This is a genomic window from Flavobacterium sp. 25HG05S-40 (genome assembly GCF_052654735.1).
In genome coordinates this window covers 1616273-1637837 of the sequence record NZ_CP199750.1, presented here as the reverse complement: position 1 = coordinate 1637837, position 21565 = coordinate 1616273, and the positions used below count along the sequence as shown (strand labels likewise).

The window sequence follows — 21565 nt, the reverse complement described above, 5'->3', positions numbered from 1 at the left end:
TTTTTTTTATGAAGTGCAATCTTTATTATTGCATGGAGATAATCTTAGTCTCGTCTATTTTGAAGGCTTTAACTACAGCGTCATAGTCATTAAAATCAACCTTTGCAGAAGATTTATTTGAGAAGAACCCTGGAATAATTACGATTCTAAATGTTTGATTGTTTAGGAAATTTGGAGTTAAACTCAAGTCATAGTTTCCACCGGCATAAATGGTAAAATCTTCTTTACTAAAATCGAAATCATAATCGAGTTCCCCTTGATTTAAGAACAACGTTCTTGGAATTGGCTGCCAAATTGGAGTGCTAGAATCAATAGTTCCGCTCAATCGGTATATGAGGATTGCGTCAGATGGAAAAATTTGAGGGTTTAGTGTACGATAAATGTTGTATCCGTTAACTGCGTCAAAAGCGAAGTTTACATTTCTTAGTTCAAATACTTCGCTAATAGTATCATTATCAACGGTGTCATTGTCTTCGTTTACGGTGCAGCTTCCTAGTGTTATCATCCCGATAACAGCTAAAATAAAAGTAATTTTTTTCATGGTTTTCTTTTTTAATGATTAATGATATAATTACGCTATTCATTAATTGTGCCAAACTATTCTGTTTAGAAAAAAAATACGCTAAATTTGATTATTACCAAATATGAGTGCACTTCAAAATCTCCAACGAAAAGATCCTCTTACAATCAACTATGGGAAGAAACAACGCTAAAAACATCAAGACACATAACGATAAACTTCACAAAGCGCAGGATAAGGACAAAGCCAAGAAAATGGCACGAGAAGAAAAGCTCAAAGCCATTGCCAAGAAGTTTAATGAGGACAGCGCTAAGCAGTAAGGTCTAGATTTACTACTATGACCTTATAAAAATACGATTCTCTTGTGTTGCACGCTTACTGCACTTTGATTGCACTTTGATTGGGCTTTGATTGGGCTTTGATTGGGCTTTGATAGGGCTTAATAGAAATCGTCACCTTTACGAAATTATGGATAGCCTTTGTCGAATCTTCGATTTCGTGTGGTTGCGAAAAGTTGTCACAATTTTTTTCGTTTTATTTTTTTTGTGACACTTTTTGTCACAAAATTTTTAAATGTGTTTTTTTTTGTGACAAGATTTTTAAAAAATAATGTGATAGCACGGATTGCAAATCCGTGCTATAGTGGTTTTCTCTCTAGTTGATGCGATAGTGTATTGCATTATCGTTGTGGCTCTGTTCATTTTCTTTGCTTGTCCAAAGAAAACGAACCAAAAGAAAGGACCCTTTTAGAAGGAATTTTTAAACTACGTTTAAAACCGTCCGGCAAACTTCGCGCTGCTTCGCCGCTGGATTTCGAAGCTTTGCTCGGACTATTCTCTCTAAAAGATTGGCGTTCTTAGAGCTTATGGTTTAACGATATTGTATTATTGTTTTTAGCACGGATTATAAATACGCGCTATAGGGATTGACTTTGACGAATCTTCGATTTCGTGCGGTGGCGGAGGATTGTTTTTATATCTTTGATTGTGTTGAAATCTCCCATTAAAATACTTACTATCTATGAAAAAAATAATACTATTTCTTTTATTTTCGACTGCTACTTTTGCTACTGAAATTAAAGTAAAATCAACTCCAAAAGAAGTTACTGTTTATACTAATGGAGCACAAATTACTTCCGATGTAATCACTACTATTCCAAAAGGATCAAGTGTTTTAAGAATAACTGATTTGTCGCAATTTATTAATCAAAACACCATACAAATTAGTGGATTAAAAGAGGTGTCCATACTCTCCATTGGGTATGAAGTGCTATCGTATCCAAAAAAAATAGTATCTGAAAAAATTAAAACATTACAAACTGAAATCAATGACAAGCTCAGAGAAATTGCGCGTTTACAAAGTAGTGTCAAAGGTCTTGAAGAGGAAGAATCCATCCTCACACTAAATAAGAATTTAAGCAGCACTCAACAAGCAGTAGCACTCGATAAATTACTGTTGCATTCCAAACATTACAGAGAACGTGTTCCTGTTATTAAAATGGAAATCTATGACATCAATAAAAAAATTGCTTCCATGGATACTGATGTTAGACTTATGCAGCAGGAATTGCAAAAAATAATGGGAGATTCTAACGAAACCAGAGGAGAGATTGTCGTAAAATTAGACAACCCAACAGAAGCTATCGCACTCCATCTAACATTAAAATATATTGTTTCCGAAGCTGGCTGGGTTCCATCCTACGAAATAAAAACTAAGAACACTAAAGATGCCTTACAATTTGCTTACAAAGCACAAGTGTACCAAAATACCGGTGAAGACTGGAATGATGTAAAGCTGATTTTGTCTACCGGAAATCCAACCGTTAATAATGAGAAACCAAAAATTGAAACCCATTATCTGAATTTCATTAATCCAAACAATTACTATGCACCTGTTTTCCAAGCGAATCAGAATTTTATTTACAATCCCATGGTTAAAGTAGTATCTGGCGTAGTTACCGATAAAAGCGGCCCTCTTCCCGGCGTGAATGTAATAATCAAGGGGACTACTATTGGAACTCAAACTGATTTTGATGGTAGATATACTTTAAAGATCGAAAACGGAAAAGAATTGGTGTATTCGTTTACGGGGATGGAAAACATTATACTTCCTGTTTACAGTACTACTATGAACGTAACCATGAAAGATAGTGGCGTACAACTTCAAGAAGTTGTGGTACTGGGATACTCCAAAACTGCTTCCAAAGATATTGCTCAGGATGACATTGAAGTTGATGAGGCTACCATTACCGGTTCTGGTGATGAAAAAGAAATTGTAATGAATACCGTATCTTTTAAGATAAAAAAGAACTACTCTATTCCGTCCCTTGATACGCCGTCCATCATTGAGATTGATAATTTTGTTATTCCGGCAGCATTTGAATACTACACTGCACCAATTCTGAGTGAAAATGTATTCCTGACTGCCAAGTTAAAAGAATGGAATAAATATGATCTATTACCTGGTGATGCCAGTATTTATACCGAAGGAAGTTATGCAGGAACAACCTTTATCAATCCGTATCAAACTGAGGAAGAATTAATTGTTTCTATGGGAATTGATAGCAATCTGATTATCGAACGCAAGCAAGTCAATAACCTTAAAGACAAATCTTTTTTAGGTAGTACCCGAATTGTTGACCGCAACTATGAAATTACTTTACGGAATAACAAATCCACTGATGCTACAGTCAGAATCTATGATCGCATTCCACTAAGTCAAAACAAAGAGATTAAAGTTGAAAAAACTACCGTAGATGGTGCTGAATACGATGAAAAAACTGGGATATTGTATTGGCCGGTAACGATTACACCGAAACAAGTAGTCAAAAAACAACTGGGTTATCAGGTAAAATATCCAAAAAATAAGAAAATCAATTTATAAAAAAACAAAGCCTCACAATGATGTGAGGCTTTGTTTTTAAATGCTGTTAGTTACATATTCTTTCTATACTGCCCGCTGATAGGATTGTTTTGAGCATGGATTGCAAATCCGCGCCATCGGGTTTGTCCTTTATTCTTCTTTGTTTTATTCTTTACTTATTTTTTGAGAATAAATTCCATTACTGGTTTCTAATTTGACAATATAGATACCAGCTGCATGAGCAGAAAGATCTAAAGAATCTCCTACCTGCATACCTAACATATTAAATACAGTAACTTTAGTAATCTCAATCGAATTGTTTGATGCTATTAACTTGCCTTTGGTAGGATTAGGAAAAAGGTGGACTTTTGTATTTCCGTTTAAATCTATTGTTGACAATGTCGTAAGGGAATAACAACCGGAAACACTTACACAGCCATTGGTTGTTAATTGAACAGCGTAATTTCCGCTATCTCCCGGAGTATATACTTGACCCGTAGCATTGGGAATGGGTTGATTATTATTATCACAATCTAGCCATTGATAAGTCGTTCCGGCTAAATCTCTGTCAGCCAATAATGATGCATCTCCTACTGTAACTCCGGTTGTAAAAGCATTTTGAGTGTCGGTGATATTTACCGGAATAGTAAAGGTATCGGTTTGATCCGGATTGCAAAATGCATTAGTAATCGTTAGTGTTACTTGTTTAAGTCCAGGACAGCTATAATTATGAGTTGGATTAATATCGGTGCTTACCGCTGTTCCATCTCCAAAATTCCAACTAACACTATCATAGTTGTTACTTGTATTTATAAAAGAAACCGAAGCATTGTTAGTAGTTGGGTTAAAATCGCTAGCTATGGGGAAATATCCAAATGTTGCATTAGGAGTTAGACAACGCTGCGTATCAAAATAAGTAACTTGATTAGGCACCCAAGTAGTGCCAACCAGATTTCCATCCACTTGAAGTATTGGAATTCCATAATCTTTATCAAACCATTTATAGGAAACTGTGGTTACCGTATTTTGTGTTGGAGTACCATTTGCGGTCACCGTTACTGCATTAACCACAGTAGTTTTCATTTTCAAAACATTAGGAAAAGTACCAAAAGGGGTTGTCAAGGAACCCCAACCTTCTACTAAATTGGTACGCTGTCCTGTTGAAGCATATTGCACAGGCACGCCTAAAGTGGTTAAATCGACGCTTAAAGCAAAATTATTAGTATAGTTGTCATTATAATTTATTGGAAATTGATAAAGAATATCGGCTGTTTGATACGATGCTACAAAAGGTAATGTGGTTCCACCAACAGTGATAGATGCACCAATCATTCTGTCTTCTACAGTAGTAGATGATACCTTTAAATGATCCATTACATTACTTATACCGTAACCTTGAATTTGTATTCCGTTGGATAATTTGAGCGCTAAATTGAAGTTATTATTAAACTGTGTATTACAATTAAAAAAATAGCCATTTAAAAGACACCAAACATTTTTATAGCCCACATTATTAGGATTTTGAATCAATAGGGTTTCTTGAGTTGCTGGAACTAGTGTATTGTAATTCCAGTTGAAATTGGCTCCTGTTTGAACATAATCTAACGTTAAAGCCTGAGCTGTAGCGGTACTAACTATATAGGACTCGTTTTGAAGTGCATAATCTGTGGAGAGATAACTTATTTGAGAGAAGCTCAACGTGGATAGAAAGCAAAGGAATAAAGAAGTAATGTTTTTCATATTCAATTTATTTATAGTGTGTTAAAAGTAATTATAATTTTTGAAAGCATTATACTAACCAATGCAATAGACTTTGAAAAATAATATAAGTTGAAAATGCTATACCTTTTCTGTTCTTGATTATAGAGTAGCGTGACTTTGTTGTTCATTGAGCTTTGCTCGGATTTCTCTGTAGTTGATGCGATAGTGCATTGCAGTATGGTTGGGGGTTCTGTTCCTTTTTTTTTGCTTGTCCAAAAAAAACGAACCAAAAAAAAAGGACCCTTTTAGAAGGAATTTTTAAACTACGTTTAAAACCGTCCGGCAAACTTCGCGCTGCTTCGCCGCTGGATTTCGAAGCTTTGCTAGGACTATTCTCTCTAAAAGATTGGCGTTCTTAGAGCTTATGGTTTAGTGATGAGGTTTATTGTTTGTCAGGAATTATATTGTGAATACCTATTATTTAGATGCGATTGTACAATGTATTATCGTTAGGGGTTCTGTTCATTTTTTTTTGCTTGTCCAAAAAAAAACGAACCAAAAAAAAAGGACCCTTTTAGAAGGAATTTTTAAACTACGTTTAAAACCGTCCGGCAAACTTCGCGCTGCTTCGCCGCTGGATTTCGAAGCTTTGCTCGGACTATTCTCTCTAAAAGATTTACTTTCTTAGAGCTTATGGTTTAAAGTATATTTTTACCGATTGTAAGTAAGCATTAGAGGCTGATAGGGTTGCGAGAAGTATTGATGGGGCTTACTGCACGCTTACTGCACGCTTATTGGACGTTAATAGGACGCGTCACCTTTGCGACATTATAGGATAGCTTTTGTCGAATCTTCGATTTTATCCGGCGGCGAAAAGTTGTCACAATTTTTTTCGTTTTATTTTTTTTGTGACACTTTTTGTCACAAAATTTTTAAATGTGTTTTTTTTGTGACAATAATTTTAAAGGATAACTTGATAGCAAGGATTGCAAATACGTGTCATCAGGCTTCTGTTGCAACTTGGATCTAAACAACACGAAAGGATTGACTCCGTCGAATCTTCGATTTCGAGCGGTAGCGGGAAAAAACAAAAAACCTCACATCACTGTGAGGTCTTTATTTATATGATTATATCGTTCACGGTATGAAAAAGAACCTACATATTCCTCCTATACTGCCCTCCTACTTCAAACAAACCAGCGGTGATTTGTCCGAGTGAGCAATATTTGGTAGCATTCATCAGGACTTCAAAGATGTTTTCGTTATTGATGGCAGCATTTTGTAACGCTTCAATTTGTTCGTCTTCTTTGTCGTGATAGGTTTTATGTAAATTATCAAGTGTTTTGATTTGCTCTTGTTTTTCTTCTTCGGTAGCACGAATCACTTCAGCCGGTAAAACCGTTGGAGAACCTTTGGAACTCAAAAATGTATTTACTCCAATTATTGGGAATTCACCAGTATGTTTCAACGTTTCGTAATACAAGCTTTCTTCCTGTATTTTGCTTCGTTGATACATGGTTTCCATAGCACCTAAAACGCCGCCACGTTCTGTAATTCGGTCGAATTCTTGTAATACAGCATCTTCTACTAAATCGGTCAGTTCTTCGATGATAAAGGAGCCTTGAATTGGATTTTCATTTTTGGCTAGTCCTAATTCCTTATTGATAATCAATTGGATGGCCATTGCTCTACGAACGGATTCTTCTGTTGGTGTGGTGATGGCTTCATCGTAAGCATTGGTATGCAGCGAATTACAGTTGTCATAAATGGCATATAAAGCCTGTAAAGTCGTACGAATATCATTGAAATCAATTTCCTGCGCATGTAACGAACGACCTGACGTTTGAATATGGTATTTCAACATTTGAGCTCTTTCATTGGCACCATATTTATTTTTCATGGCTTTCGCCCAAATCTTACGCGCTACTCGACCAATTACGGCATATTCGGGATCGATTCCGTTAGAGAAAAAGAAGGACAGATTTGGACCAAAATCATTGATGTCCATGCCTCGACTTAAATAATATTCTACATAAGTGAATCCATTAGACAAAGTAAAGGCTAACTGCGTGATAGGATTGGCACCGGCTTCGGCAATATGATAGCCCGAAATAGAAACCGAATAAAAGTTGCGCACATTTTTCTGAATAAAATATTCCTGCACGTCACCCATTAATCGTAAAGCGAATTCGGTAGAGAAAATACACGTATTCTGTGCCTGATCTTCTTTTAAAATATCGGCTTGAACCGTACCTCTTACCTGAGATAACGTCTTAACTTTAATGTCCTGATAGACATCGTTTGGCAAGACCTGATCTCCGGTAACTCCGAGTAACATCAAGCCTAAACCATTATTGCCTTCCGGTAACACTCCGTTGTATTTAGGTCGAGTTAGTCCTTTTTTCTTATAGATTTCGTTGATGCGTTCTTCAATTTCAACCTGAAGATTATTTTCGACAATGTATTTTTCACAGTTCTGATCGATGGCAGCATTCATAAAAAAGCCCAATAGCATTGGTGCCGGACCATTAATCGTCATACTTACCGAAGTTAGCGGATGACTTAAATCGAAGCCAGAGTATAATTTCTTAGCATCATCTAAACAGCAGATAGAAACGCCGGCATTTCCGATTTTTCCATAAATATCTGGGCGCAAATCAGGGTCATTTCCGTATAAGGTTACGCTGTCAAAAGCGGTAGAAAGTCGTTTCGCAGGTAAACCTGCGCTTACATAATGGAACCGTTTGTTGGTACGTTCCGGTCCGCCTTCGCCGGCAAACATTCGCGATGGATCTTCACCTTCCCGTTTAAACGGATATAAACCCGATGCAAAAGGAAACTGACCCGGTACATTTTCTTGTAAATTCCATCTCAAAATATCGCCCCAAGCTTGGTATTTAGGTAAGGCCACTTTTGGAATTTGCGTATGTGATAAGCTTTCGGTATGGGTTTGAATTTTGATTTCTTTATCACGTACCTTAAAGCTGTACACCGGATTTTTATATTGATTTACCTTGTCGTTCCAGGTTACTATAATTTCCCAATTGAAAGGATCAAGGTTCATTTTAACACGGTCAAATTCCTTAATCAATAAGTTTAGAAACTCTTTGTTATCTTCATTGTTATTCAAAGAGTTAGCATCGATACCTGCTTTATCAAATTTAGGTGCTTTCTTGTTTACCGATTCGACCGTTTTATAGATGCCGTATAGCTTTTGCGCCACTTCGACTTGAGTCAAAACAGTTTCGTCGTATTTGCGATTGTTCTCGGCTATTTCAGATAAATATCGGGTTCTGTGTGGTGGAATGACGAAAATCTTCTCGCTCATTTCGCGGGTAATCTCGAAAGTAGATTGCAAATCCGCTCCGGTTCTCTCTACAATTTTATCCATCACTTTTTTGTAAAGTGCATTCATTCCGGGATCGTTAAATTGTGAAGCGATGGTACCTATAACAGGCATTTCATCCGGATTGGTATCCCACAAATTGTGATTGCGTTGGTATTGCTTTTTGACATCACGAATGGCATCTAAAGCGCCACGTTTGTCAAATTTGTTGATAGCTACCAAATCAGCAAAATCAAGCATGTCGATTTTTTCCAATTGCGTAGCAGCACCGAATTCCGGTGTCATTACATATAAAGAAACGTCAGAGTGATCCATGATTTCGGTATCACTTTGCCCGATTCCGGAAGTTTCGAGAATAATGATGTCGTATTTTGCAGCTTTTAAAACCTGAATCGCCTCGGCTACATATTTTGATAGCGCCAAATTGGATTGACGTGTAGCTAAGGAACGCATGTAAACTCTTGGATTGTTGATGGCGTTCATTCGGATTCTGTCTCCTAGTAAAGCACCGCCAGTTTTACGTTTGGATGGATCTACCGAAATTAATCCAATCGTTTTTTCGGGGAAATCGATTAAGAAACGACGCACTAATTCGTCTACCAAAGACGATTTTCCAGCACCGCCTGTTCCTGTAATTCCTAAAACCGGAATTTTAGAAGTTTCATTTATCGTATGAATACTGTCAAAAACAGGTTTTGCAATTTCGGGGAAGTTTTCAGCCGCAGAAATCAATCGGGCAATAGCTGTTGGATTTTTATCTTCTATATGTTTTAATTCGCCGTTAAGTTGGTCACCAACAGGATAATCCGACTGCTGCACTAAATCGTTAATCATACCTTGTAATCCCATGGCACGACCGTCATCAGGAGCATAAATCCGGGTAATTCCGTAGGCTTGTAATTCGGCTATTTCGCTTGGCAGAATCACACCACCTCCACCTCCAAAAATCTTGATATGACCCGCGCCTTTTTCTTGAAGCAAATCGTACATGTATTTAAAGTACTCGTTATGACCACCTTGATACGATGTCATGGCAATAGCGTTGGCATCTTCTTGAATGGCAGTGTTTACAACTTCTTCTACGCTTCTGTCGTGACCCAGATGAATGACTTCCACTCCGGTAGCCTGAATAATTCGGCGCATGATGTTGATAGCGGCGTCGTGACCGTCAAAAAGGGAAGCTGCCGTTACAATACGAACTTTGTTTTTTGGAATGTATGGTATTTGTGGTTCCATCATGAGAATATGATAATTTTAGAGCCGCAATTTACGGAATTAATAAAAATTATTGCCGAAACCCTTGGCATAATTTTTGGAAAGTTTACTAAAAAATTAACCCATTCGTATCCTTCAATTTATATCTTTGAAAAGTCGATAACCACTAAAAAAGTAAAGGCTTACGATTCTAAAAACAAAAAAATATGCGCAAATCTCAACTCGCTCTTCTCTTATTACTTCCTGTCATGGGATTTTCCCAAGTCAAGATTTTAGACCAGATTAAAAAAAATATTCCATCTACTTCGAAATCATTATCATCCTTGGATATTTCTAACGGTTTGAAAGAAGCCTTGAATAAAGGAATTGAAAAACAAGTAACCAAGCTCACTGCTGTTGACGGTTTCTATAAAAACGAAATGGTAAAAATCCTTTTGCCGGCCGAATTACAAAAAGTAGATAAAGCGCTCAGAAAAATTGGTTTGAGTTCCCTTGCAGACAAAGGCATTCTGATGCTGAACCGTGCGGCAGAAGATGCTGTAAAAGAATCAACTCCGATTTTTGTGGATGCCGTAAAAAAAATGACTTTTACCGATGCCAAAAATATTTTGATGGGAAGCGACAATGCTGCCACTAATTATCTACAGACTTCTACCTCTACACCATTGTATGCCAAGTTTAATCCGGTAATTCAAAGCTCGTTTGCTAAGGTTGGCGCTGATAAAGTTTGGGCTACCATCATTAAAAAGTACAACAGTCTTCCGTTAGTGAGTAAAGTAAATCCGGATTTAACCGACTACACCACCAGTAAAGCACTTGAAGGTGTATTTAAAATGATAGCGGTTGAGGAAAAGGACATTAGAGGTAACTTAAATTCAAGAACTACTAATCTTTTGAAAAAGGTTTTTGCCAAACAGGATAAAAAATAATACCATACACCCTATTTTAATTGCATTCTGAATTGTTTCGGGGTGCAATTTTTCTTTTTAAGAAATACTCGGTTGAAATACGTTTGGTTTTCAAAACCTGACTCAATGGCAACTTGAGCTATTGTTTTATCCGTTTGTGTTATAAGTGTACAAGCGTAACCAATACGGATTTCGTTCACATAATCAGAGAAAGTCTTTCCTGTCATTTTTTTAAAAAACTTGCAAAAAGCGCTAGCAGTCAAATGAATTGATGCTGCAGCGTGTTCTAACTGAATTGTGTTCGTTAGGTTCTGTTTAATGTAATTGAACACGGTATTGATTCTGGTTTCGTTTTCTTTAGAGTTGTTGGGTGCATAAAATGGAGAGGCTAATATTTCATGATTGCCAAAACTAAGATTATCAAGGACGTTGAACAAGGCTGTAATTTGTCTGACTCCTTTTTCTGTAGTAATAGCTCTCATTTGCGATTGCATTTCAGTTGTTAACAAATTTGAAAAAGACAATCCACGTACACTAGCATGCAATAGCAGCTTGATTTTATAAAAAGCCTCAATTTTCATTGTGTTGGCCATAAATTCGGCTGAAAACTGAATCACCACTGCAGCAACTTTATCGAATGCATTAGCGTCGCTTTCCCATGTGTGTGGAATATCAGGACCTAATAAAACTAAATCACCAGCTTCAAAGGGTAAATAGCTATCACCTACTAATCGCATCCCACTTCCTTTGATAATCAAAGTCAATTCATACTCTGGATGATAATGCCATTTGAATTCAAAAAAAGGCATTTCAAATTCGAAAGCATGAATAGCATTTGCGGTGACTATAGTTTCTAAAACGGGTTTCATAACACCTAATTAACACAAAAATTAAATAATAAGTTCAAAAATAAACAATATAGTATTATAATTTTCATTTTTTGTACTATTGGGCAGTATCGAGAAAATCTAATTTTGAATCATCGTACAAAAAGATTACCCCGTTACAATTATAATTAGTCAGACATAAAAAAATAAAAGTATGCCAACAACACCAACTTCCATTCTTGAATTTTTAGAACAACCGTATCAGCTTACCGAGGAGCAACTAGCGTTTTACGACAAAAACAAATTCATCAAATTGAAACATGTTTTGAATGCTGAAACCATAGCCTACTATAACAAAGCCATCACGCAACAAGTGAATGCTATGAATCAGGAAGCTACTCCGTTAGAAGAACGCACCACTTACGGCAAAGCTTTTTTACAGTTATTTAATTTATGGTGCGAAAATAGTATTGTTAAAGAATTGGTTTTTAGCAAACGAATTGCCAAAATTGCGGCCGATTTGATGCAAGTAGATGGCGTTCGAATGTACCATGATCAAGCTTTGTTTAAAGAAGGTGGCGGTGGTATTACACCTTGGCATGCCGATCAATATTATTGGCCTTTAGCTTCTGATAAAACCATTACGGCTTGGATGCCGCTACAAGCTACACCACTTGAAATGGGACCTTTAGAGTTTAGTACCGGAAGTCATGTTATTGTGGAAGGAAGAGAATTGAGTATTGGCGATGAGAGCGAGGAACTCATTCAGAAAAAACTTAGGGTAACGGATTTCCAACACGTTATCGAACCCTTTGATTTAGGGGAAATCAGCTTTCATTCGGGATGGGTTTTTCATAGAGCCGGTGCTAATGTTACTCCAGATATGCGAAAAGTAATGACGGTGATTTATATGGACAAAGACATGATTTTGAAAAATCCGGAAAACGATAATCAAATTAACGATTGGAATACGTGGTGCCCCAATGCCGTGGTTGGTGAGACTATCAATTCACCTATTAACCCTGTATTATATTCCAATTAAACGATGACAACACACTACACTTGCACCTATTGGGGGTGCGAAAATCAATCAGCTAAATCATTTTTAGATGCCGTTATAGCTCAGGGTTATGATGGGGTTGAAATCAATTTTCCCGATAATCAACTGTTCATAACCGAGTTTATGAATGAATTAGATAACATCCGAAAAACCATTAATCCCAACTTTATTTTTATTGCACAACAAGTACTTAGTAATAAAACCGAAACCGTTGTCGAGTATACCCAAAGAATGGGAGATCGATTGCGATTTCTAATGGATTTAAAGCCCAATTATATTAATTCACATACTGGCAAAGATTACTATGATTTTAGTGACAATTGTTCCATTATTGAACACGCAGAACAACTTTCGAAATCTTCCAGCATTCCCATTTGGCATGAAATTCATCGGGGACGGTTTTCGTTTCATGCTAAAACGCTTCTCAACTATTTAGAACTTTTTCCGAATTTAAAATTAGTGGCCGACTTCTCGCATTTCGCAGTGGTTTCCGAAAGTAATTTAGAGGATCAGGCAGCTATTTTAGGTAGGATTTATCCACATATCAGACACCTTCACGCTCGTGTTGGGTTTAGTCAGAGTCCACAAGTGAATGACCCTTTTGCTCCCGAATGGCAAGATCAACTGGAACATTATTTGACTTGGTGGAACGAAATTGTGGCAGTATTAGAAAAACGAAAAATAGCCGAACTAACTATAACACCCGAGTTTGGTCCGTTTCCCTATATGCCTCAAGAACCGTTTACTCAAAAACCATTAGCTAATCAATGGGAAACTAATGTAAAAATGAAAAACTATTTGCAACACCATCTTACCATCCATGGATAACAACAAAAAAAGATACAGTACATTCATAGCGCTTAGTGCCGCTTTAGGAGGATTACTTTTTGGTTATGACACCGCAGTGATTTCGGGAGCCATTGGCAACTTGACGCAGTATTTTCATTTAAGTTCGGTAGAAACTGGCTGGGCGATATCCAGTGCGTTGGTAGGATGTCTTCTCGGCGCTATGGTATCTGATTATAGCAGTTCAAAATATGGCCGGAAATATACTATGATTTTTGCCGCGATTTTATTTATTCTGAATTCGGTTGGAACGGCTATACCCAATTCGTTTACGATGTTCGTGATTTTCAGAATCATCGGTGGCATTGGTGTTGGTATTGCCTCGATGGTGGTTCCCATGTATATTGCCGAAATAGCGCCACCCAAACGTAGAGGTGCCTTAGTGGGTAACTACCAATTGGCTATTGTTATTGGGATTGTATTGGTCTATTTTGTGAATTATGTCATTGCTTTACAAGGAGATGCGGATTGGAATTTAACCACGGGTTGGCGCTGGATGTTTGGTTCGGAAATACTACCTTCTATCCTATTTTTGGTGTTTATCTTTTTAATTCCGGAAAGTCCAAGATGGTTAATCCAAAAAGGAAACACAGCAGAAGCTACTATGGTTTTAGCCAAAATAAATCCGGAAGAAGAAGTTTCTGGCATCCAAAATGAAATACAAAACTCCATCAAACAAGCCACAAAAACGCCTTGGCAAAGTTTGTTTAAGCGAGAGTTCCGGGTAGTGCTTTTTGTGGGTATTGGCCTTTCTATTTTACAACAACTCACTGGTATCAATGCTATTTTATATTATGCTCCTGAGATTTTTAAAAGCTTGGGGAGTTCCACCGATGCATCGCTACTAGAGACAAGTATGTTGGGTGTAGTGAACTTAATTTTTACTTTGGTTTCGATTTATTTTGTAGACAAAATGGGAAGAAAACCACTGTTGTATATTGGTTCCGTGGGCATGTTTATTGCATTGCTTGCAGTGGGAACATTCATTTTTTATAATGCTCTTGGCAATTGGGTATTACCTTTCTTGTTGCTTTTTATGGCTTCGTTCAGCATTTCTTGGGGACCTATTGTTTGGGTTTTATTATCTGAGATTTTCCCGAATAAGATTAGAAGTTTGGCCCTAGCTATTAGTGTTTTTATTCAGTGGATTGCCAATTTTGTGGTGACACAATTCTTTCCAAGTTTAGTTGAAAATAAATGGTTGCAGGAGCATTTTAATGGAGCCTTCCCGTTTTATTTATTCTCAATCATCTGTTTGTTATCTTTAGTTTTTGTTTGGAAAAAAGTACCCGAAACAAAAAACAAAACCTTAGAAGAAATGGATGCGTTATGGCATTAATCGAATCCCTTAAAAGTAAACTTCCATGCGTAACGTAATCTTCCTCATTTTTCTAATTAATGTCTCAGCTTTTTCACAAAACACCAAGTTTGTGAATGTTTTCATAGGTACAGATGGAACCGGGCATACTTTTCCGGGACCCTCAAAACCTTTCGGCATGGTGCAACCCGGACCCGATAACCATGATGAAGGCTGGAACCATACCAGCGGATATCAATACAAAGACACACTGTTAATGGGTTTTTCACAAACACGCTTTAGCGGTACCGGAATTGGAGAAATGGGCGATATTTTGTTGTTACCGTATTCGATGACAAAACAAAAACTGCGAAACTCCTATTACAAAGAAACCGAAAAAGCTAGTATAGGTTATTATACTGTAACTAAAAAAGATGATGTTAAAGTTGAACTTACTTGCTCCGACCGAGTGGCATTTCATCAATACACCTATCCCACTAAAAATGCTAGTCTCTTGGTTGATTTACAACACGGATTACGATTTTTAACCGATAGTTTAGTGCTTGAAAGCGATGTGAAAGTTGAAAATAACCGCACTATTTCGGGCTATTGCAAAACCAAAAATTGGGTTACCCGAAAGTATTTTTTTACAATAATGTTTGAGACTTCTTTCTTTGACATAGAAAAACTACCGATGGGTAAAAAAGATAAGGCTCCAAAATACAATCTATCTTTTGCTCTAAATGAAACTAAAGTATTGAAAGTTAAAATTGCCTTATCGACGGTTTCGGTTGAAGGTGCTAAAAACAATCTGCAAAACGAAATACAGCATTGGGATTTTGAAAGCTTAAAATCGGAAAATGGTAAGGCTTGGGATACTTATCTCGATCGAATCGACATTGAAGCGCCACAAAAACAAAAAGAAATCTTTTACACCGCATTATATCATTTGTTTTTACAACCCTCTAATATTGCTGATGTAGACGGAAAATACCGTGGAGCCGATGATACTATTGCCATAGCTGCTAATAAGGAATACTACTCTACCCTTTCGATTTGGGATATTTATCGAGGTGCTTTTCCGCTCTTGCAAATCATAGCTCCTGAAAAAGTTAACGGTATCGTCAATTCGATGCTAACACATCATAAAGCTGCCGGATTTTTACCGATTTGGACCGCATGGGGACAAGATAATTATTGCATGATTGGCAACCATGCCATTCCGATGCTATTATCAGCTTATTCAAATGGTTTCAAAGGATTTGATGCTCATGAAGCACTAAAAGCTATGGTGGAAACATCCACAAAAAATCATATAAATTCTGATTGGGACTTGTATAATCGATATGGCTATTATCCTTTTGACCAATTGGATAATGAGGCCGTATCCCGAACATTAGAAAGTGGTTTTGATGATTATTGCGTGGGACAAATGGCAAGTAAACTAAAAGATACAAGTAATGAAGTTCTTTTTGACATAAGAGCCCATTATTATAAAAACCTCTTCGACCCTGAAACAAAACTATTCCGAGGAAAAGATACCAAAGGTACTTTCAGAACACCTTTCGATCCTTTAGCAGCCACTTCACCTATGAATAATCCGGGTGATTATACCGAAGCTAATGCTTGGCAATATTTTTGGACACCTGCACAATACGATATCAACGGAATGATTTCACTTTTAGGTGGAAAAACCAATTTCACTCAACATTTGAATACCTTCTTTACTACTGAATCACCCAATCCTAACAAGTTTTTAGGGCAAGAAGCCATGATTGGACAATATGCGCATGGCAACGAACCCAGTCATCATATTTTGTATTTGTATGCGTATTCCGACGAGCCTAAGATTGGTCAAAAATACCTTCACAAAGTCATCAATGATTTTCATGATAACACTCCAGAGGGGATGATTGGCAATGACGATTGCGGTCAAATGAGTGCTTGGTACATTTTATCCACCTTAGGATTTTATCCGGTGAATTCTAGTAACGGGGAGTTTGTTTTAGGAAGTCCGCAAGTGAAAAAAGCAATCCTTCATTTAGCCAAGAAAAAAGATTTCACCATAGAAGGGAAAAATTTATCCGAAGACAATATTTATAATGAAGTTCGGTATCTAAATGGTTTAAAAATCAAAAAACCTTATGTATCCTACCAAGACATTATGAAAGGTGGAACACTATTATTTGAAATGATAAAGTAAATTATCAAAAACTAAATAAAAACATTATGAAAAAAGCAATACTGCTATTTTTTACATTAACCAATATTGTAACGGCACAAATAAGTCGCATTGAACCCTCTAATTGGTGGGTCGGAATGAAACTAAATCAAATAACGCTATTGGTTTATGGAACAAATATTCAAGATTTACAACCTGACACCGATTATCAAGGCTTAAAAATTATTAGAACTGAAAAAGTGGATAACCCAAACTATCTCTTTGTCACAATTTTAATTACTTCGGAGGCACCAGTTGGAGTGGCACGATTAAATTTTAAGAAAAATAGCAAAATTGTATTTCATAATGATTTTCCATTATTAAAGAGAGAACAAAATAGTGCTGATCGTTCTAGTTTTTCTTCTAAAGATGCTATTCTATTAATTGTCCCAGATCGTTTTGCGAATGGCAATGAAAAAAATGATAACACTCCAAACACTATTGAAAAAGTAAATCGAGATGATGAAAGTGGCAGGCATGGTGGTGATATTCAAGGAATAGTAAATAATCTTGATTATATTCAATCATTAGGTTATACCCAAATTTGGAATACACCACTTGTCGAAAACAATATGCCTAAATACTCGTATCACGGTTATGCCGCAACTGATTTTTACAAAATTGACGAACGATTTGGATCCAACCAAGAATTTAAAAATTTAGTAGCAGAAGCTAAAAAAAGAAATATTGGCATCATTTGGGATGTAGTATTAAACCACTGTGGTTTAGAATATTTTTTTGTGAAAGATTTACCCACTAAAGATTGGCTTAATTTCCAGCAAACAAAGACTCGGACAAATCATTTGAAATGTACACTGTTTGATACGTATGCTACTCAAAAAGACAAAGAATTATATACTGATGGTTGGTTTGATGACTCCATGCCAGACCTCAATCAAAGAAATCCTTTTATGGCGAGTTTTTTAATTCAAAATACGATTTGGTGGATAGAATATGCCCATTTATCGGGAATAAGAGAAGATACTTTTTCCTATTCAGATAAAGATTTTTTAGCAAAATGGACTAAAACAATTTTAGAAGAATATCCGAATTTTAATATTGTAGGTGAAGAAATGACAACACTTACAGATGTAGCAGCTTATTGGCAAAAAGATAAAATGAATCCAGATGGTTATAAATGCTATTTACCCACTTTAATGGATTTTTCTTTAACAGATAATCTGGTAAAATCGCTCACTAGTTCAAGTAATTGGTGGTCCACTTGGAAAGAAGTATATCAAAGCATTGGACAAGACCACATTTATGCAAATCCAAATAATTTATTAATCTTTCCGGACAATCATGATTTAGATCGGTATTATTCAAGGATCAATAAAGATTTAAATCAATGGAAAATAGGCATTGCATTATATGCAACAATGAGAGGAATACCACAGTTTTATTATGGTACTGAACTCCTATTTACAAATGAAGTTGCCGGGAATGACGGGCAACGTAGAGCTGATTTTTATGGTGGTTGGAAAAATGATTCCAAAAATGCAATTTCTAATGTAGGATTACATAAGGATGAACTCGAAGCGAAAAAATATTTTTCTAAAATTCTCAATTGGAGAAAAACTTCAAAAGCTATTGGTACTGGTAAATTTATTCATTTTGCACCCGAAAAAAATGATGTATATATTTATTTTAGAATAAAAGATAATGATAAAGTTATGGTCATTTTGAATAAAAACAAAGAACAAGTAACTCTAGACATGACGAAATATAACGATCTTATTCCAGCACGATCGCAAGTGAAAGACATTATTTCAGATGCTGAATTCAACATTAATACTACACTGGCAATAGAAGCAAAAACTGCTATGATTTTGCAAATAAAAAATTAGATAAAAATGAGAAATACAATTTACAGCTTCATTATAATAGTTTCAATAAACATGCATGCTCAAAATAATTCACAAAAATTACAGTCCTTACCTTTTGGCAGCATCAAACCAAAAGGTTGGCTAAAAACACAGATGGAAAAGGATGTCAAAGGATTTGTGGGCAACTTGGATCAGTTGGTTCCCGATTTGATTAACGATCCTATTTATGGCTCGGGCCGATTGCATAAAAACAGTCAGGTGAAAGACTTGGGAAATCTGAAAGAAGGCGATGCCGAAGGCAGTGATCAATACAAATGGTGGAATTCGGAAACGCAGTCCAATTGGTGGGATGGCTACATTAGAAATGTCTTTTTACTTGATGATAAAGCAGGAATTGAGAAAGTGAATCAATACATAAAAAGGATTTTAGCAACACAAGATCAGGATGGATATCTCGGAATTTACGATAAAGAACTGCGCTACAATTTTAATTCAGAGAACGGCGAGTTGTGGTCAAAGGCTACCTTGTACAGAGGTTTATTGGCCTATTATGAAGCGACCAACGACAGAAAAGTTTGGAACGCAATAGTAAGAGCTGTTGACAATGTGATGGTCAATTATCCTATAAATACCTCAAGTCCGTTTCGTTCCGGAGAAAAATTTAATGGTGGTGTTTCGCACGGATTGACCTTTACGGATGTTTTAGATAAAATGTATCAAATAACTGGAGATGAAAGATATACAAATTATGCTCTGTTTTTGTATACTGATTTTTCAAAAACCTATCAATCCGAATGTGATGTGCAATTGCCTAATATTTTAAATCCAAAGTACCGATTAAAATCGCATGGCGTGCATACCTATGAGCATTTACGTTCTCTGATTGTTGCCACCTATCAGAATAATGAATTACAAAAGGCATTATCTATTTATTTGGAACGCATCAAAAATGCCACTACGCCAACCGGTGGTCCCATTGGTGATGAATGGATTGCAGAACGAACAGCCAATGCAACACAAACCGGTTACGAATATTGCTCCATCCAAGAATTGTTAGATAGTTATGCTTCATTACTTCAAAAAACTGGTAAAGCAACCTTTGGGGATGAAATTGAAACCATTTTCTACAATGCGGCACAAGGTTCACGTGATCCGAACTACTCCTGTATTGCCTATCTTAAAACGGACAATAGTTATGAAATGTTAGGAACCAAAAATGGCGAAGTAGAGTCTGATAGAAAACAAACACGTTACAAGTATTCTCCTGCTCACCAAGATGTAGCGGTGTGTTGTAATCCGAATGCTGGTAGAATTTCACCTTACTTTATTCAAAACTCTTGGATGAAAAAAAACGAAACTACTTTAGTGGCTACTTTACTTCTACCCAATGTTTTAAAATCTGAAATTAACGGTTCAAAACTCAGTATCGAAAATCAAACTAATTATCCTAATGAGAATGCTTTTAATTTTAAAATTCAATTGGATAAACCAACTAAGCTTACTTTAAAAATACGAAAACCAAATTGGGTGCGTTCTGTCGTTACTAATGAAAAGTATCATCTGGAAAACGATTATATCTTCATTGAGAGAACCTTTGATAAAAAAGATAGCATTGCCCTTGAATTTAAAACTGACGTAAAAGTAATAACTGACTCCAATGGGGAACACTACTTTTCGTATGGAAGTTTATTTTTTGCTAAATCCATTTCAGCGCTACAAATTAAAGGAAAAGAATATGCCAAAGGATTTGCTGATTTAAATTATGAGCCTTTAGATAAAACTCGATTTCAATTTATTGAAAATCATCAAGCCATCTTTGAAAATAACATTTTGAAAGTAGCATTAAAAAATATAAATACAAACAAAATAGAATTTGTAACCTTAACGCCTTTTGGTCAAACTATTTTAAGACAAGTTTCTTTTTAAATTTTTAGAAATCAATAACATAAGAATAACATTTGATTAACACTTCTACATTAAAACACAAGGTATCTTTGTAGTGTAATAAATTTGGTTTTTTATTATATTGGTTTAGGTTAGTTAAAATTTCCGGTGCTCCTCCAAGTGTACCGGTTTTTTTATGCTATACGCTGATGTAATTTTTTGAAATAGTCAAAGGCCTTCACTACCCTGCTTCCGTACCACGAGAACATTTCACCATCTACAAAGATAGTTTTGGCATGATGTGTAAATCTACCTAATTCAAAAGCGTGTTCGTCTGTAAACGGGAAAGGTTCTGAAGAAAGCAACACCAAATCAGGATCACCTTGAATACGCATTTTTTGTATGATGATTTCAGGATAACGCTCTGCTCTACTTTCATAAACATTCTGAAAGTTATTGATTTTCAGCATTTCGTTAATAAAAGTAGTATTTCCAGCAACCATGTAGGGATTTGCCCAAATGAAGTAAGCTACTTTCTGCACTTCTTTATTTTTGATGAACTCAAGAAAATCCTTTTGAGCAAAATTGATTTTGTCAATCCATTTCTGCGCTTCCGTTCTTTTGTTGAATAGCAATCCGAAATCGGCTATCATCTTCAAATTATCTTCTAAAGTAATGATATCAGTTACCCAAACGGGACAGATTTCAGCTAATTGTTCAACAATCTCTTGGGTGTTTTCTTCTTTATTGGCGATGATAATATCCGGTTGTAGCAAACGTATTTTTTCAATATGCACGTTTTTAGTACCTCCAATAATTTTTTTGGTTGATTTAAAATGAAATGGATGTACGCAGAATTTAGTGATGCCAACAATATTTTCCTCAAGTCCTAAATCATAGAGCAATTCGGTTTGTGAAGGCACTAACGAAACAATTATTCTCGGAGAAGTTTCAAATGTTTGCGGGACTCCGATTTGGTCAACTAATTGAATCATAAGGTACAACAAATGTTAATTATTGATAATAAAAAAAAGAAATCAGTAAATTTAATA

14 protein-coding genes are annotated in these 21565 nt (G+C 36.1%); 9 read left to right on the top strand and 5 right to left on the bottom strand.

Features of this window, described 5'->3' with window-relative positions; translation table 11 throughout:
- Positions 1-25: 25 nt before the first annotated feature.
- Positions 26-541: a hypothetical protein gene (locus ACULEU_RS07075; protein ID WP_445454750.1), complete on the bottom strand. Its 516-nt coding sequence runs from the start codon at positions 539-541 to the stop codon at positions 26-28.
- Positions 542-693: 152 nt separating this feature from the next.
- Between ACULEU_RS07075 and ACULEU_RS07070 the strand changes: the two genes are divergently transcribed.
- The gene (locus tag ACULEU_RS07070; protein WP_445454749.1) at positions 694-840 is read left to right on the top strand and encodes a hypothetical protein; all 147 of its coding nucleotides are present in this window, start codon (positions 694-696) and stop codon (positions 838-840) included.
- Between the two features lie 700 nt (positions 841-1540).
- Positions 1541-3403, top strand: a complete 1863-nt coding sequence (locus ACULEU_RS07065; RefSeq protein ID WP_445454748.1) for a mucoidy inhibitor MuiA family protein — start codon at positions 1541-1543, stop codon at positions 3401-3403.
- 144 nt (positions 3404-3547) lie between these two features.
- Here ACULEU_RS07065 and ACULEU_RS07060 read toward each other — a convergent pair whose 3' ends face one another.
- Both ACULEU_RS07060 and ACULEU_RS07055 read right to left on the bottom strand, forming a co-directional pair.
- On the bottom strand, positions 3548-5122 hold the full coding sequence (locus tag ACULEU_RS07060) for a PKD domain-containing protein (protein WP_445454747.1): 1575 nt from the start codon (positions 5120-5122) through the stop codon (positions 3548-3550).
- A 1117-nt stretch (positions 5123-6239) separates the two neighbouring features.
- Positions 6240-9665 (bottom strand): methylmalonyl-CoA mutase family protein, encoded by a 3426-nt coding sequence (locus ACULEU_RS07055; RefSeq protein ID WP_445454836.1) that lies wholly within the window; start codon positions 9663-9665, stop codon positions 6240-6242.
- A 185-nt stretch (positions 9666-9850) separates the two neighbouring features.
- Here ACULEU_RS07055 and ACULEU_RS07050 point away from each other — a divergent pair, with 185 nt between their 5' ends.
- A complete protein-coding gene (locus ACULEU_RS07050; protein WP_445454746.1) occupies positions 9851-10573 on the top strand; it encodes a DUF4197 domain-containing protein in 723 nt (240 codons plus the stop codon).
- Between the two features lie 11 nt (positions 10574-10584).
- Here ACULEU_RS07050 and ACULEU_RS07045 read toward each other — a convergent pair whose 3' ends face one another.
- On the bottom strand, positions 10585-11421 hold the full coding sequence (locus ACULEU_RS07045; RefSeq protein ID WP_445454745.1) for an AraC family transcriptional regulator: 837 nt from the start codon (positions 11419-11421) through the stop codon (positions 10585-10587).
- Between the two features lie 172 nt (positions 11422-11593).
- On the opposite strand from ACULEU_RS07045, the gene ACULEU_RS07040 reads away from it, so the two are divergent.
- Genes ACULEU_RS07040 through ACULEU_RS07015 form a run of 6 tightly spaced genes read left to right on the top strand, consistent with a single transcriptional unit; the run spans position 11594 to position 20555 of the window.
- The gene (locus ACULEU_RS07040) at positions 11594-12421 is read left to right on the top strand and encodes a phytanoyl-CoA dioxygenase family protein (protein ID WP_445454744.1); all 828 of its coding nucleotides are present in this window, start codon (positions 11594-11596) and stop codon (positions 12419-12421) included.
- Between the two features lie 3 nt (positions 12422-12424).
- Positions 12425-13267 (top strand): sugar phosphate isomerase/epimerase, encoded by an 843-nt coding sequence (locus tag ACULEU_RS07035; protein WP_445454743.1) that lies wholly within the window; start codon positions 12425-12427, stop codon positions 13265-13267.
- Positions 13260-14624: a sugar porter family MFS transporter gene (locus ACULEU_RS07030; RefSeq protein ID WP_445454742.1), complete on the top strand. Its 1365-nt coding sequence runs from the start codon at positions 13260-13262 to the stop codon at positions 14622-14624. Before ACULEU_RS07035 ends, ACULEU_RS07030 begins: the two co-directional genes overlap by 8 nt.
- 25 nt (positions 14625-14649) lie before the next feature.
- Positions 14650-16785, top strand: a complete 2136-nt coding sequence (locus ACULEU_RS07025; RefSeq protein ID WP_445454741.1) for a GH92 family glycosyl hydrolase — start codon at positions 14650-14652, stop codon at positions 16783-16785.
- 26 nt (positions 16786-16811) lie between these two features.
- Positions 16812-18650, top strand: coding sequence for a glycoside hydrolase family 13 protein (locus ACULEU_RS07020; RefSeq protein WP_445454740.1), 1839 nt, complete (start codon positions 16812-16814; stop codon positions 18648-18650).
- A gap of 6 nt (positions 18651-18656) precedes the next feature.
- The gene (locus tag ACULEU_RS07015; protein WP_445454739.1) at positions 18657-20555 is read left to right on the top strand and encodes a beta-L-arabinofuranosidase domain-containing protein; all 1899 of its coding nucleotides are present in this window, start codon (positions 18657-18659) and stop codon (positions 20553-20555) included.
- A 152-nt stretch (positions 20556-20707) separates the two neighbouring features.
- Here ACULEU_RS07015 and ACULEU_RS07010 read toward each other — a convergent pair whose 3' ends face one another.
- Positions 20708-21508 (bottom strand): ABC transporter substrate-binding protein, encoded by an 801-nt coding sequence (locus tag ACULEU_RS07010; protein ID WP_445454738.1) that lies wholly within the window; start codon positions 21506-21508, stop codon positions 20708-20710.
- Positions 21509-21565: the final 57 nt, after the last annotated feature.